Origin of the sequence: Agrobacterium tumefaciens (assembly GCA_025559845.1) — a bacterium.
Lineage (GTDB): Bacteria > Pseudomonadota > Alphaproteobacteria > Rhizobiales > Rhizobiaceae > Agrobacterium.
Map to the genome: position 1 here is coordinate 406052 of CP048469.1, position 15571 is coordinate 421622.

The 15571-nt window shown below is 58.4% G+C and carries 12 protein-coding genes; 9 read left to right on the plus strand and 3 right to left on the minus strand.

Going from position 1 to position 15571, the window contains the following annotated elements:
- Positions 1 to 195 precede the first annotated feature (195 nt).
- Complete coding sequence (locus tag FY156_01965) at positions 196 to 1317, minus strand: acyltransferase (GenBank protein ID UXS00342.1); 1122 nt, start codon at positions 1315 to 1317, stop codon at positions 196 to 198.
- Between the two features lie 191 nt (positions 1318 to 1508).
- Between FY156_01965 and FY156_01970 the strand changes: the two genes are divergently transcribed.
- The 4 genes from FY156_01970 (at position 1509) to FY156_01985 (ending at position 7313) form a co-directional block, all read left to right on the plus strand.
- Positions 1509 to 2357, plus strand: coding sequence for a TIGR01459 family HAD-type hydrolase (locus tag FY156_01970; protein ID UXS00343.1), 849 nt, complete (start codon positions 1509 to 1511; stop codon positions 2355 to 2357).
- 12 nt (positions 2358 to 2369) lie between these two features.
- Positions 2370 to 3350, plus strand: a complete 981-nt coding sequence (locus tag FY156_01975; GenBank protein ID UXS00344.1) for a bifunctional riboflavin kinase/FAD synthetase — start codon at positions 2370 to 2372, stop codon at positions 3348 to 3350.
- 273 nt (positions 3351 to 3623) lie between these two features.
- Complete coding sequence (locus FY156_01980) at positions 3624 to 6527, plus strand: isoleucine--tRNA ligase (protein ID UXS00345.1); 2904 nt, start codon at positions 3624 to 3626, stop codon at positions 6525 to 6527.
- Between the two features lie 144 nt (positions 6528 to 6671).
- Positions 6672 to 7313 (plus strand): hypothetical protein, encoded by a 642-nt coding sequence (locus FY156_01985; protein ID UXS00346.1) that lies wholly within the window; start codon positions 6672 to 6674, stop codon positions 7311 to 7313.
- Positions 7314 to 7427: 114 nt separating this feature from the next.
- Here the strand turns inward: FY156_01985 and FY156_01990 are convergent, their stop codons facing one another.
- Positions 7428 to 7892 (minus strand): nucleoside deaminase, encoded by a 465-nt coding sequence (locus tag FY156_01990; GenBank protein ID UXS00347.1) that lies wholly within the window; start codon positions 7890 to 7892, stop codon positions 7428 to 7430.
- Between the two features lie 71 nt (positions 7893 to 7963).
- On the opposite strand from FY156_01990, the gene FY156_01995 reads away from it, so the two are divergent.
- The 3 genes from FY156_01995 to FY156_02005 all read left to right on the plus strand — a co-directional run bounded on the left by FY156_01995 (position 7964) and on the right by FY156_02005 (position 11323).
- Positions 7964 to 9784, plus strand: coding sequence for a pseudouridine synthase (locus tag FY156_01995; protein ID UXS00348.1), 1821 nt, complete (start codon positions 7964 to 7966; stop codon positions 9782 to 9784).
- On the plus strand, positions 9765 to 10322 hold the full coding sequence (rsmD, locus tag FY156_02000) for a 16S rRNA (guanine(966)-N(2))-methyltransferase RsmD (GenBank protein UXS00349.1): 558 nt from the start codon (positions 9765 to 9767) through the stop codon (positions 10320 to 10322). The genes FY156_01995 and rsmD overlap by 20 nt, the downstream gene beginning before the upstream one ends.
- Before the next feature lie 86 nt (positions 10323 to 10408).
- Positions 10409 to 11323, plus strand: a complete 915-nt coding sequence (locus tag FY156_02005) for a patatin-like phospholipase family protein (GenBank protein UXS00350.1) — start codon at positions 10409 to 10411, stop codon at positions 11321 to 11323.
- 9 nt (positions 11324 to 11332) lie between these two features.
- Here the strand turns inward: FY156_02005 and FY156_02010 are convergent, their stop codons facing one another.
- Positions 11333 to 13162, minus strand: coding sequence for a potassium transporter TrkA (locus FY156_02010; protein UXS00351.1), 1830 nt, complete (start codon positions 13160 to 13162; stop codon positions 11333 to 11335).
- A 115-nt stretch (positions 13163 to 13277) separates the two neighbouring features.
- On the opposite strand from FY156_02010, the gene FY156_02015 reads away from it, so the two are divergent.
- Entirely contained in the window at positions 13278 to 14624 is a 1347-nt protein-coding gene (locus FY156_02015) for a TldD/PmbA family protein (GenBank protein ID UXS02984.1), read from the plus strand.
- 89 nt (positions 14625 to 14713) lie between these two features.
- Complete coding sequence (locus FY156_02020; GenBank protein UXS00352.1) at positions 14714 to 15520, plus strand: 3'(2'),5'-bisphosphate nucleotidase CysQ; 807 nt, start codon at positions 14714 to 14716, stop codon at positions 15518 to 15520.
- Positions 15521 to 15571: the final 51 nt, after the last annotated feature.

The window sequence follows — 15571 nt, forward strand, 5'->3', positions numbered from 1 at the left end:
CTCGATCAAATGACTTGGTGCGGTTTTGAACGCACATGATGGTTGTTAGCACTCACCTTGCTGGAGTGCCAGCCAAGCCGAGATAAGGAGGCCTTCTGTCCGAGTCAAGGACGGCCCCCTGGAAAAATTTCCTGCCTTATGGTTAGCAGCGCTTCATGACAGAAATTTCCGCTCGCAAAAGGTGATCTGTGCTCATCATTCGACAGTGTTCGAAGACCTCGCCCTGCCATCTGTTGTGGTAATGGGCTGCAGCTTGTGTGTCCTTGAGCGGTAAAACGGTGCTTCCACGTATTTCTGCGTAAGATAGGCAAAAGGGATGGCTGTGGCGAAGGTCAATGTTGCAAGCAGGGCAAAATAGGTCGCCTGATCGAGCCCCTGATTATTCAGGAGATACATCCAGCCATATAGCGGGATCATGTGCAGCAGGTAGAGTGGATAGGACACCGTTCCGAGAAACGTCATGGCCGGATGTTCGAGAAAACGTGTTACGGGCCCTTTCTGACGCTTCTTGTCGCGAACCATCAGTGCGCCGCCAAAAATGAAGATCCATGCGCCCATGGCAAGATCAAACCAGCCGACGACGGCTGCGAGCGGAATGACGATCAGCGGTGAAAGCAGCGGCTGATTTTTCCAGCGCATGTTCCAGAGATAGTAGCTGGCAATGCCGAGCGCGAAGTAGATTGCGTAGTTGGCAAGAATGGCAGCATTCGGCCAGCGTTTGAGATACCAAACGGCAACAACGGTAAAAACCGTAAAGGCGATCCGCAACGCCTTGCTTTGATGATGCAGGAACCAGAACACAATCGGCGCGATCACATAGAACTGGAACTCGGTTGAAATATTCCATGCCTGGCCGAGGAATGCGTAAGCGCCGAGCGGCAGCCAGCTATCTGGCACAACGCCATGCAGCATGGTGACATGGGCAAGGCTGTTCCACTCCCAATCCGCGAAGCTGTTGTTGAGGATGGCAATACGCCCGGCATTGCGGGCGCTCTGGAAATCGGCCTGGATCAAGGCTTCATAGGCGATCCAGGCAAAGGCAATCGAAAGGACGAATGCAAAGATATAGGCTGGATAAATCCGCTTCAGGCGGCGGGATATGTACGTCGTGTAGTCTTCCGAGAGCGACGACATCATCACGAAAATCACGAAGCCGCTCATGATGCAGAAAATCTGCACCCGGATTTTTTCGTTGATGAGCGGTTTGAAGACGCCCATCGCATCAGGATCGATCCCGGCTGCCGGCAAAAGATGGACAACCACGACCCATGCCGCCAGCAGTCCACGCAAGCCTTCGAGCTGATCTATTCGCTTCATGGCTCATCCTCCATATGAGCCAGCCCCGCGCACATAAAACCATCTCGATGCCGCGATCACAACATGTTGCATTGCAAAAATTCAAAATGCGGCTCTCGCGGCAGCGCACCGTAGGTATTCTTTTTTTCTTGCCATCGCTGCCGGGCTTTGCGATGTCAGCCCTGTCTCCTTCAGCATCTGGAAAGCGTATCATGGCCCATCGCATTGCAACCCTCGGCGAAATTACCGCGGAGTTTGACGTTGTTCTCTCCGACGTCTGGGGCGTTCTGCACAATGGCGTCGCGGCCTTTCCCGATGCGGCCAAAGCACTGCAAGCAGCCCGCGAGGCCGGCAAGACGGTGGTGCTGATTACCAACTCACCGCGTCCGGCCCCCGGTGTCATTACGCAGCTGCGTGCGCTTGGTGTATCGGATGAAGCCTATGATCGGATCATCACGTCTGGCGACGTTACGCGCGGCCTGATTGCTGAAGGCCCGGAAAAAGTGTTCCTGCTTGGTCCTGAGCGTGATCTGCCGCTGCTCGACGGTCTTGCCGTTGAACGCGTCGTTGAGGCTGAGGCGCAATCGGTGGTCTGCACCGGATTTTTCGATGACGAGACGGAAACACCGGAAGATTACACCGACATGCTGAAGGGCTTTATCGCCCGCAAGGTGCCAATGATTTGCGCGAACCCCGATCTGGTGGTCGAGCGCGGCGAGCGTATCATCCCCTGTGCCGGGGCGATGGCCGCCTATTACGAACAGCTTGGCGGCGAGGTCCGCATTGCCGGAAAACCGCATTCGCCGATCTATGATGCCTGCCTTGCCGCAGCCAAAGACGTTCGTGGTGATTTCGACAAGGCACGGGTGCTTGCAATTGGTGATGGCATGCCGACCGATGTGAAGGGTGCGATTTCGAGCGGTCTGGAGCTGCTCTATATCAGCGGCGGTATCCACGCCGCCGAATACACTCTGAACGGCCAGACGGATGAGGCATTGTTGAATGCCTATCTGAAAGGACAGGGTGCAGCACCCGGCTGGTGGATGCCGCGTCTGGCGTAAGGGTGGGCTGTCATGACCGTCTTTCATCGCAATGAGAAAAAAGAGCCGCTGCCAGAAAATCTGCGTGGTGGCGTCATCGCCATCGGCAATTTCGACGGCGTGCATCGCGGTCATCGTGCCGTTCTGGATCGCGCGTTGGAGTTGGCGGAAGCGCGCGGTGTTCCGGCGCTTGTCTTGACCTTCGAGCCGCATCCTCGTTCGGTGTTTCGTCCTGACACTCCGGTTTTCCGCCTGTCGCCAGCCCCTTTGAAGGCGCGACTTCTGGAGGCGATCGGTTTCCAGTCCGTCATCGAATATCCGTTCGATCGTGCGTTTTCCGAACGGTCTGCCGACGAGTTTGTCAAATCCATCCTCGTCGACTGGCTGGGCGCCAGTGCAGTGGTGACCGGTTTTGACTTTCATTTCGGCAAGGGCCGGGAAGGTGGCCCGGCATTTTTGATGCAGGCCGGCAAACGTTATGGGTTCGACGTCACGTTGGTTGATGCCTTCCGGGATGAGGGAGCCGATGTCGTCTCGTCCAGCCGTATTCGCGATCTTCTGTCTGATGGCGATGTCTCCAACGCGGCGGGTCTGTTGGGATATCGCTTCACGGTCGAGGCCGAAGTCATCGGTGGTCAGAAGCTTGGTCGCACACTGGGTTTTCCGACGGCCAATATGTCGCTTGCTCCCGAAACTGAACTGAAGGCTGGCATCTATGCCGTTCGTTTCCGCCGGCCGGATGGAAGCCTTCATGATGGTGTCGCGAGCTTCGGTTATCGTCCGACGGTGACCGAAAACGGTGCTGCTCTGCTGGAAACCTATGTCTTCGATTTTTCCGGCGATCTCTATGGTGAAGTCTGTTCAGTGTCTTTCTTCGGCCATTTGCGCGACGAACTGAAGTTCGAAGGCTTGGAGCCACTTGTCGCCCAGATCAGGCAGGATGAAGAGGAAGCGAGAGCGCTGCTCGCGGGCGTTCGGCCATTAACCGAGCTGGACGCGAAAATAGCCTTTTGACGTAGCAATTGCATGATTTGTCGGCGGCTGCGTCATACAAAGCCATGCAACATCATACAAACAACTTCCTTTTTGCCCGGAAAGGTCTTAAACAACCGGTCATGCACCAATATCGGTCGACGTTCATATCCCGAATTATTGGCCCGGCCTTCCGCCCGCTCTGAGAGCCGGAAGGTCCGGGATTTTGGTGCTTGTCAAAAGCACCCTCCGTTTTGCCCTCTTTGTAGTTAAGACGGCGCGGCCCTTCGGGGGCGCCGCGACAATGGTACGATCATGAACGACACCGCAGAAAAAATCGATTATTCCTCAACGCTTTACCTGCCGCAGACGGATTTCCCGATGCGCGCTGGTCTGCCGCAGAAAGAGCCGGAAACGGTCAAGCGTTGGCAAGAAATGGGCCTCTACAAGAAGCTGCGCGCTTCCGCCGCCGGCCGCGAGAAATTCGTGCTGCATGACGGCCCGCCCTATGCCAACGGCAACATCCATATCGGCCACGCGCTCAACAAGATCCTGAAGGATGTCATCACCCGCTCGTTCCAGATGCGCGGTTACGATTCCAATTACGTTCCGGGCTGGGATTGCCACGGTCTGCCGATCGAGTGGAAGATCGAGGAAGCATATCGCGCCAAGGGCAAGAACAAGGATGAGGTTCCGGTCAACGAATTCCGCAAGGAATGCCGTGAATTTGCCTCGGGCTGGATCAAGGTTCAGGCTGAGGAATTCAAGCGCCTCGGCATCGAGGGTGACTTCGACAACCCATACACGACGATGAACTTCCACGCTGAGGCTCGGATCGCCGGTGAATTGCTGAAAATCGCCAAGAGCGGTCAGCTTTATCGCGGCTCGAAGCCCGTCATGTGGTCCGTGGTCGAGCGTACCGCGCTGGCTGAGGCGGAAGTCGAATATGCAGACGTAGAGAGCGACATGATCTGGGTGAAATTCCCGATCCTGGATGGCGCTGCTGATCTCGAGGGTGATTTTGTCGTCATCTGGACGACCACGCCCTGGACCATCCCCGGTAACCGTGCCATCGCCTTTTCGTCGCGTGTCGAGTATGGCCTTTATGAAGTCACGGAAGCCGCCAACGATTTCGGTCCGCGGCCGGGTGAAAAGCTGATCTTCGCCAAGAAGCTGGCCGAAGAGGCCGCAACCAAGGCAAAGCTGACCTTCAAGCTGGTTCGTGACGTGAAAGCGGAAGAACTGGTCGCCATGACCTGCGCCCATCCGCTGGCGTCGCTCGGTTACGATTTCGCCGTGCCGTTGCTTGATGGCGACCACGTCACGGACGACGCCGGTACGGGCTTCGTTCACACAGCGCCGAGCCATGGTCGCGAAGACTTTGACGCATGGACCGGTCATCAGCGCGTCATCGAAGCGCGTGGCATCTCTTCCAAAATCCCGTTCCCGGTCGATGACGCCGGTTTCTATACCGAGGATGCTCCCGGTTTCGGCCCATCCGCCGAAGGCGGTGCTGCCCGCGTTATGGATGACAACGGTAAGAAGGGCGATGCCAACGAGCGCGTCATCAAGGCGCTCATCGCGACCAACACACTGTTTGCGCGTGGCCGCCTGAAGCACAGCTATCCGCATAGCTGGCGCTCCAAGAAGCCCGTGATCTTCCGCAATACGCCGCAATGGTTCGTCTACATGGACAAGGAACTCGGCGACGGCACCACGCTCAGGTCGCGTTCGCTTTCGGCCATCGACCAGACGCGCTTTGTGCCGGCTTCCGGCCAGAACCGCCTGCGCGCCATGATCGAGGGTCGCCCGGACTGGGTTCTGTCGCGCCAGCGCACCTGGGGCGTGCCAATCGCTGTATTTGCCGACGAAAAGGGTGAAATCCTGGTCGACGACGCTGTCAACCAGCGCATCATCGATGCTTTCGAGGTTGAAGGTGCCGACGCATGGTTTGCAGAAGGCGCCAAGGAACGCTTCCTCGGTAATGACCACGATCATGCCAAGTGGCTGCAGGTCATGGACATTCTCGATGTCTGGTTCGACTCGGGCTCGACGCACACCTTCACGCTGGAAGATCGCCCGGACCTCAAGTGGCCGGCGGATGTCTATCTCGAAGGTTCTGACCAGCACCGCGGCTGGTTCCATTCGTCGCTGCTGGAAAGCTGCGCGACGCGTGGTCGTGCGCCTTACAACGCCGTTGTCACCCATGGTTTCACCATGGACGAGAAGGGCGAAAAGATGTCGAAGTCCAAGGGTAACGTCGTTTCGCCGCAGGAAGTGATGAAGGATGCCGGTGCCGACATTCTTCGACTGTGGGTCATGACCACAGACTACTGGGACGACCAGCGCCTCGGCAAGGCCATCATCCAGACCAATGTCGATGCCTATCGCAAGCTGCGCAACACCATCCGCTGGATGCTCGGCACGCTCGCCCATTATGAAGGCGAAGAAATTGCTTACGCCGACCTGCCGGATCTGGAAAAGCTGGTGCTGCACCGCCTTTCCGAACTGGATCAGGTCGTGCGCGACGGTTACGACAGCTTCGAGTTCAAGAAGATTGCGCGTGCGCTTGTCGATTTTGCCAATGTCGAGCTTTCGGCCTTCTACTTCGACGTCCGCAAGGACACGCTCTATTGCGACGCGCCGTCGTCGCTGAAGCGCCGTGCGGCTCTGTCGGTCATCGCCAAGCTGTTCGATTGCCTCGTTGGCTGGCTTGCGCCGATGCTGCCCTTCACCACCGATGAAGCGTGGCTGTCGCGTTACCCGGATGCCGAATCCGTGCATCTCGTTCAATTCCCCTCCGTGCCTGCGGAATGGAAGAACGACGCGCTGGAAGCGAAGTGGGAAAAGATCCGCAAGGTTCGTACCGCTGTTACCGGCGCTCTGGAAATCGAACGCCGCGAAAAGCGTATAGGCTCGTCTCTCGAAGCGGCTCCAGTGGTCCATATCGCTGATGCTGAGCTTCTGGCCGCACTCGAGGGCGAAGACTTCGCCGAAATCTGCATCACCTCGGCGATCTCTGTCGTCGCGGGTGAAGGCCCTGCCGATGCCTTCCGCCTGGCGGAAGTATCGAAGGTTGCGGTTGAGCAGAAGCTGGCGGAAGGCCGTAAATGCGCCCGTTCCTGGCGCATCACCACCGATGTCGGTGCCGATCCGCAATATCCGGATGTTTCGGCGCGTGATGCAGAGGCGCTGCGCGAGCTTGCCGCTCTCGCATGATGAAAATGGCCGGATGAATTGCGCTTTGCGTCTTCATCCGGTACATCTGCCTGAAAATGGCCGGATTTTCGCGGCAATGCGGGCTGCCGCGTGCTAGTGGACAAGTGGTCTGGCGAAACGGGACGGACGGCTGGAAGGGTTTCGATGAAGACGATGCAGGGTAACGGGCAGGGGTTTGGCATGTTGCGAACGATTGCAGGCATCACGGCTATGGGCATGTTGCTCGGCGCGTGCACCAGTCCGACTTACGGAACCGGCAAGTCTGCCGCAGAACAGCTCGTTGATGACCTTGGCAGTGCCACTTCCATCACTGGCGACCAGACCAAGCGCAACCTGAAGTACAATCCGCGTCCTGGTCTTGTCGTTCCTGCGCAGGCGCGTGCCGAACAGCTCGCTGAGCCGCAGCAGAATATGGCAAGCCGCGAGACCAACCCGCAATGGGTCGAATCGCCGGAAGAAACCCGCGAGCGTCTGCGCGATGAAGCTGACGCCAACAAGAATAACCCGAACTATCGTTCGCCGCTTCTGGCTGGCAACGGCACAAACGGCCAGATGACCGAGACCCAGAAGTGGGAAGCGTTCCGTCAGGCCAAGGCTGATGCCAAGGGTGGCTCTGTCGTTAATGCCCAGCGCAAATTCCTGACCGATCCTCCTGCGGAGTATCGCAGCGTACCGCAGGACCAGCTGACGGACCTCGGCGAGCCTGAGCAGAAGAAGGACAAGCGCCGCAAGAAGGAAGCGGCAGTTGCCGGTTCCGGCAAGAGCTGGTGGAACCCCTTCCAGTAAGCTCTTAAGACCATGTGACGGAGCGCAGAATTGATGTCTTGCTCCGTCATGTCGAGTTCCAGGCTGAAAATGATGTGATGGATGTAAAGGCGGAAACGATGATCCGCCTATTTTTCAAATAGCGTCATCAATCCGTTTCTGCTGAAAGAATTGCCGTAAAATCTCGGCGCTTTCGCGTTCTGCGAGGCCTGAATAAACGTCCGGCGCATGGTGACACGTTGGCTGGTTGAAAAAGCGGACACCGCTGTCAACCGCACCGCCTTTGGGGTCTTCCGCGCCGTAGTACAGCCGTCGGATACGGGCAAAGGAGATCGCCGCAGCACACATGGTGCAGGGCTCCAGCGTAACGTAAAGGTCGGCACCCGGCAGGCGTTCCTGACCCAGCGCTTCGCAGGCCATGCGGATGACTGCGATTTCTGCGTGCGCTGTTGGATCGTTCAATGCGCGGGTCTGGTTGCCTGATCGGGCAATGACTTTGCCATCCAGGACCAGAACGGCGCCGATCGGAACCTCTTCACGTTCGGCTGCGGCACTGGCTTCTTCCAGTGCCAGTTCCATGAAATGCGTCCTTTCGGCCATTGCGTCTCAATTTCCTCTTAACCCTTGTGCTTGGACCTGATAGGACAGCCCAAACAACAGGCAAACAGCAAATGACTTTTAAAGACAAGCCGAAGCGTGACGGCGGCAAGACATTTAGCCGCGACAAGAAGCCGAAGAGCGCCGACAAGCCGGCCGTTCATCGGGAAAAGAAGCCGTCGGTGGCGAAAGCCGAGGCGGTTGAAGCCACTGCCGTTATTGGCGCGAAGCCGGAGCGTATCTCCAAGATCATGGCGCGCGCCGGTGTGGCGTCGCGTCGCGATGTCGAGCGGATGATCATGGAAGGTCGCGTGTCGCTGAATGGCGTCAAGCTGGACTCGCCGGTCGTCAATGCCACGCTGTCGGACAAGATCGAAGTCGACGGTATGCCGATTCGTGGCGCCGAGCGTACGCGTCTGTGGCTCTATCACAAGCCTGCCGGTCTGGTGACGACCAATTCCGATCCGGAAGGTCGCCCGACGGTCTTTGATAATCTGCCGGGTGAATTGCCGCGCGTTCTGTCCATCGGCCGTCTCGATATCAATACCGAAGGCCTGTTGCTTCTGACCAATGACGGCGGTCTTTCGCGCGTCCTGGAACTGCCGACCACCGGCTGGCTGCGCCGTTACCGCGTGCGCGCCCACGGCGAGGTCGATCAGGCTGCGCTCGACAAGCTGAAGGACGGTATTGCTGTAGACGGCGTCCTTTACGGCGCGATCGATGCGACGCTGGACCGTACGCAGGGTCATAACGTCTGGATCACCATGGGTCTTCGCGAAGGCAAGAACCGTGAAATCAAGAACGTGCTCGGCGCGATTGGCCTTGAGGTCAACCGCCTGATCCGCATTTCCTACGGTCCTTTCCAGCTTGGTGATCTGGCGGAAGGCAAGGTGCTGGAAGTGCGCGGCCGCATGTTGCGCGATCAGCTTGGCCCACGTCTCATCGAGCAGGCTGGTGCCAATTTCGATGCGCCGATCTATGATGTGCCTGTCGACGAAGAGGAAGAAAAGCCAGCCAAGTCCGAATGGGCTAAGAGCGATACGCGTGAAGGCAAGCCCCGTTTCGACAAGGGTGGCAAGCCTGAAGATCGCCGCGAACGCGCACTTGGCCGTCTGGACACGAAGCGCAGCGACAAGCCCGCTGGCAAGTTCGGTTCGAAGCCCGCCGGCAAGGGCCGCGACGATGAAGAAGATGATCGCCGCAGCAATCGTCCCCCGTTGGGCAGCAGCCGTACCGCCAATGTCTGGATGGCTCCGGGCGCCAAGCCGACACGCGATGGCAAGGCGCGCAAATCTGTCCGCGCTGAGGCTGAAAGTCTGTTCAAGAAGCCATCCGCGCAGGCCGAAGCACGTCGCAATGTCGTGCGGCATGCGGATGACGAGGGTGAATGGATACGCTCCGATTCCACGCGCGAGGAAGATCGCGGCCGTGGCGAGCGTCCTGCCCGTGGTGACAGAGGTTTTGGCGACCGTCCTGCACGGGGTGAAAAGTCCTTTGGCGATCGGCCGTTCCGCGATCGTCCTCGCGAAGAGGGTGACCGCCCGCGTGGCGAGCGTCCGGCTCGTGGCGAAAGAAGCTTTGGTGACCGTCCCGCACGGAGTGAGAAGCCCTTCGGTGATCGTCCATTCCGCGACCGGCCCCGTGAAGAAGGTGATCGTCCGCGTGGCGACCGGCCTTTCGGCGACAAGCCCAGAGGCGGAAAACCCGGCGGTAAGCCCGGCGGAAAGCCAGCCTTCGGCAAGTCGGGTGAACGTGGTGAGCGCTCGGGTTTTTCGGGCAAGGGTAAAGGCGCTGGCGGCAAAGGCCCCGGCGGCGGCAAGCCGGGCGGCAAAGGTCCGGGTGGCAAACCTTCTGGTGGCAGGGGAATGACACGTAATGCGGATCGTAGGCGGTGAGTTCCGCGGCCGAAGCTTGGCCGCGCCGAAAACCAATTCCATTCGTCCAACCATCGACAGGACAAGGGAAAGCCTTTTTAATATTCTGAGCCATGCTTATCCGGAAAGTCTGGATGGTACGCGCGTTCTGGATGTTTTTGCCGGTACCGGCGCTGTTGGCCTCGAGGCTCTGTCGCGCGGCTGCCGTGTGGCGCTCTTCGTCGAGAACGGTGTTGAGGGCAGGGGCCTGCTCTGGGAAAACATCGATGCGCTTGGCCTGCACGGTCGTGCCCGCATTTTGCGGCGGGATGCGACCAAGCTTGGCGGTGTCAACAACATCGAACCGTTCGATGTGCTGTTCGCTGACCCACCCTATGGCCATGGCCATGGTGAAAAGGCTTTTTCTGCTGCGCATGTCGGCGGCTGGCTGGTGCCGGGCGCTCTTGCGATCCTGGAAGAGCGTGGCGATGTGGTCGTGACGGTCGAGCCGGTTTTCAAGCTGCTCGAAAGCCGAACCTTCGGCGATACCAAAATGCATTTTTACCGCTACGAACCCTGACAGGACGGTTTTTGCCGTCTTGCCATGGCTCTGTCGTGTTTGCGCAATAGGCAAACATCTCCTCTGGAGCGAAGGTGGTTGCCGGTATGGAGCAAGGTGCATACGAAAACGTCGCGGCCGCAAACGGGGCCGCGGACAGCCGTAGCGATGACGGTGAACCAACGTTCGGTCTAGCCCTCGGCGGGGGCGGCGCACGCGGCATATGCCACATCAACGTCGTCGAGGCATTGGATGAACTTGGCATCCGACCGGTGATGATTTCCGGCTCTTCCATCGGCTCTATCATCGGCGCGGGCATGGCGGCCGGTATGACCGGACGCGAGATTCGCGACTACACACTTGAACTGATGGGCCGGAAGGGATCGGTTGCCAACCGACTCTGGAGCCTTGGTCCGGCCTCGATGCGCCATGCGGTTGATGGCTTCCGCCTTGGCCAGTTCAACCTCGAACTCATTCTGCACGCATTGATGCCGCAGGCCCTTCCCAAGAACTTTTCTGATTTCTCCATTCCGATGAAGGTCATGACGACCGACTACTACGCGCAGACGGAAGTGGTGGTCGAGAATGGTGAAGTGATCCAGGCGCTTGCGGCCTCAGCAGCGATCCCCGCCTTGTTCATGCCCGTGCGAATGAACGGGCGTATCATGATTGACGGTGGCATTTTCAATCCGGTTCCCTACGAGCATTTGCTGGATCATGCCGATATCGTCATTGGTGTCGACGTGGTCGGTGGACCGGAAGGTGACGGCGCCACCATGCCGAACCGGCTCGACAGTCTGTTTGGCGCCAGCCAGTTGATGATGCAGGCTGCCATCGCCCTGAAACTTCGGCTCAGACCACCGCATATCTTCCTGCGCCCGCCGGTCAACCGGTTCAGGGTGCTGGATTTTCTCAAGGCGGATGAAGTTCTGGCGGCATCCGCCGCTATCAAGGATGACCTGAAGCGGCAGATTGAGATGCAGGTTGAACTGTTTCACCGGGGACGCGGCATCGAAGCATGAGGTCGGTGGTCAAGCGACGATCTCTGCATCTCCATCTTCCGGCTCGTCTTCCTCTTCGCGTTTTTCCACCTTGTTTTTTGGCTTCATCAACGGCTCAGGTTTGACCTCACGGACAGGCTTGTTGTGCAACATCTGCCGGCCGGCGGCCAAGCCTTCAACGGCCTGTAACTGCAACCGTTCCTCATCGCGTTCACGTATGTCGTCGGCAATCGAGATTGCGCGCTCGCTGTCCATATCCAACCCCTCCAGCATCCTTCGTCCGAAGACGAGGCCCGATTCCAGCGTTTCACGCAGTTCGTACTCGATGCCTTTTTTCCTGAGGTCGATCGAATGGATACGGTCATAGGATCGGGCAAAGATGCGCACGGACGGAAACTCCGACTGGATCATGTCGATGATCCGGTCCGTGGTTTCCTTTTTGTGGGTGCAGACGGCGACGATATCGGCGCGTTCGATGCCGGCGGCAATCAGAACGTCCTTGCGCGTGCCGTCACCGAAGAAAATGCGGAAGCCGAAACGGGCTGCCTGACGCACACGATCGGCAGAACTATCGATCACTGTGACGTCTCTCCCGCCTGCCAGAAGAATCTGCGATGCGATCTGGCCGAAACGCGAAAAGCCGATCATCAGAACATCGGCACCCGCGCCGTCGAAATCCTCTTCAAGCGCGTCTTCGTCCGCGTCTTCCGCAGTCAGACGGCGTGACACGACGGCGAGAAGCGGGGTCAAGGCCATTGATAACGTGACAATGGCAACCAGTATCGATGCTGTCGCCTGTGGGAACAGCCCGGACGCTGCGGCCGTGGTGAAGAGTACAAAACCAAATTCGCCACCTTGTGCCAGAAGCAGGGCGATACGGCTCGATGCGTAACGCGACGAGCCTGCGATACGGCAGAGGGCGTGAATGAGTGTCGCCTTGACGAGCATCATCACCGGCACGGCAACCAGGATCAGGACGATGTGCTCATAGACGATGCGGATGTGCAGCGACATGCCGACCGCCATGAAGAACAGCGCCAGAAAAAGGCCGCGAAACGGCTCGATATCGGCCTCAAGTTCGTGTCGATAAGACGATTCCGACAGCATCAGGCCCGCCAGAAGCGCGCCCATACCCATGGAAAGACCGACCATTTCCATGATCGCTGCGGCACCGATGACCACAAAGAGTGCTGCGGCGATCATGACTTCGCGCGCTCCGGTCCGGGCAATGATCTGGAACATTGGGGTCAGCAGATAACGCCCCGCGAGAACCATGCCGCCCACCGCCACGACCGAGGCGACGAGGTCCGAAACCATCGAGTCGGTCGGCACTTCCGGACGATTGGAAAGAATAGTGACGAGAGCAAGCAAGGGGACGATCGCGAGGTCCTGAAACAACAGGATCGAGAAAGAGCGGTTGCCGTGTTTGGTATTCATGTCGCCATCATCTGCGAGGATTTGCAGCGCAAAGGCAGTTGAAGAAAGCGCAAGTCCGAAACCGGCCACAAGGCTGCCTCGCCATTCGATCAACCCTGCCCACCAGGTAATTGCCGCAAGCGTACCCCCGGTAACAAGCACCTGTGCCAGCCCAAGACCCAGAATGTCGCGCCGCATCTGCCAGATGCGTGACGGCTTCAGTTCAAGGCCGATGATGAACAGCAGGAAAACGACGCCGAGTTCGGAAACGTTGAAGATGTCTTTCGCATCCGTCACCAGATGAAGAAACGGCCCGATGACGATGCCCGCCACCAGATAACCTAGGACGGTTCCAAGTCCGAGCTTGCGAAAAATGGAAGCTGCAATCACCGCACCGGCCAAAAGCAGCAGGGGTTCGGTAAAGAGAGCGTCGTGCTCAGTCATGGTGGCAGGCTTTCGAATATGAGGGTGAGATCGCCATTCGGGCAGAGAATGCGGCTTTCACCCTTGATGCGGGATAGTTGGCACAATAAATGGAACAGGAATGAAAGGCCAACTCATGTCTTCGGAAATCGATTCTTCTAAGCTTCTCGATCGTGCCAGCCAACTTGTCGACCTCGCCCGCGCCGCCGGTGCAGATGAGGCCGATGCTGTTGTGGTCCGGTCCCGTTCTCAGTCCATTGGTGTCCGGCTCGGAAAAGTGGAAAACACCGAGTCCTCTGAAAGCGATGATTTCTCGCTCCGTGTTTTTGTCGGTCGGCGCGTTGCAAGCGTGTCCGCCAATCCTGGTTTCGACCTGAAGACATTGGCGGAGAGAGCCGTCGCGATGGCGAAGGTTTCCCCTGAAGATCCCTACGCCTGCCTGGCGGACAAGGATCGGCTGGCAACGTCTTATGACGACCTCAAGCTTTTTGATCCCACCGAAGTTCCCGCTGACAAGCTGAGCGAAGCTGCGCTTGCTGCGGAAGAAGCCGCTCTTGCGGTCAAGGGCGTCACCAATTCCTCCGGCGCTGGTGCGTCGAGCGGTATGGGCGGTCTTGTTCTCGTCACATCACATGGCTTTGCCGGCAGCTACATGGGCAGCCGCTTCAGTCGCTCCGTCAGCGTCATTGCAGGCGAAGGCACGAAGATGGAGCGTGATTACGACTTCGACAGCCGTCTCTATTACGCCGATCTGGACGCGGCCGAGCTCATAGGCCGTCGTGCCGGAGAAAAAGCAGTCGAGCGTGTCGGTCCACGTCAGGTCGACACCGGCAGCAACATGACGGTTGTTTTCGATCCGCGCATTGCCCGCGGGTTTGTTGGCGCCATTGCCGGTGCGATCAACGGTGCATCCGTTGCGCGCAAGACAAGTTTCCTGCGCGACAAGATGGGCCAGCAGGTGCTGAAAAGCGGACTTAACCTCACTGATGACCCGCAGATCGTGCGCGGTCCATCTTCCCGTCCTTTCGATGGGGAAGGGGTGAGGGGCGAACGCATGGTGATGATTGAGGACGGTGTGCTGAAGCACTGGTTCCTGTCAACCTCGGCGGCGCGTGAACTCGGTCTGGAAACCAACGGGCGCGGTGTTCGTGGCGGTACGTCGGTTTCGCCGGCATCAACCAATCTGGCGCTCGAGCCCGGCGATATTTCTCCCGAGGATTTGATCCGCCAGATCGGCACAGGCTTCTACGTCACCGAACTCATCGGCCACGGCGCCAATATGCTGACCGGTGAATATAGCTGTGGCGCCAGCGGTTTCTGGATCGAGAACGGTGAAAAGTCCTTCCCGGTTTCGGAAGTGACGATCGCCTCGAACCTCAAGGACATGTTCATGCGGATAACGCCGGCGAACGACATCGATCGCAAATACGGCATTGCTGCTCCGACCCTTGCAATCGAAGGCATGACGATCGCGGGCAAGTGATCTCTACTGTCGATTGCTTTCGCCGGTGGTTCGTGTGCAAGTGCGAATGAGATAAGCGCGCGGTTTGCGCGCGCGGAAAAGACGGCACGATGAAAGATATGGCTGAAGCCCGCTGGGCTTCCGATTTGGCGCTTATTCTTGAAGCTGCGCGCAGAGCAGGGGAGACTGCGCTCGGTTTCTTCCGCAAGGACCCCGATGTCTGGTGGAAGAATGGTGGCCAATCCCCAGTCAGCGCTGCGGACTATGCAGCGAATGAAATCCTTGCAAACATCCTTCGCTCAGCCCGTCCCGACTACGGGTGGCTGTCGGAGGAGACCGACGACGATGCTGTTCGACTGACAAGAGACACCGTTTTCGTCATCGACCCAATCGATGGCACACGCGCGTTTATTGGCGGTCGCGATACATGGTGTGTCAGCGTCGCCGTCGTCCATCGCGGCAGACCTGTGGCCGCCGCGCTTGTTGCCCCGGCGCTTGCAGAAGAGTTCACTGCAGTCGAAGATGGTCCCGCGTTGAAGAATGGTCAGCCCATTGTGGTGTCCAGCAGAAATGAGGGCATCCTGCATCTGGCTGCACCGGAAGACGTGATCGCTCATCTGTCTGCCGATGTCCGTGCCGGTGTGAAACGCATTCCGCATGTGCCGTCACTCGCCTACCGGCTGGCAATGGTGGCGGACGGCCGTATCGACGGAACACTGGTAAAGGCGAACTCACACGAGTGGGATCTCGCAGCCGCGGACCTTATCCTCGACAGGGCGGGCGGGCAGCTCGTGGGCCTCGATGGAAAACCTCTGATGTATAATCGTGTGCAGGTTAACCACCCGGCATTGTGCGCCGCAGCAGAATATGCGCTTCAAGAGCTTTTGAAAGCATTTTCACATCTGTCCAACGGTTGACGTTTACCCGGAAATCCAGCAGATGAAGGGCTCTCTCAGACATATAGAAAG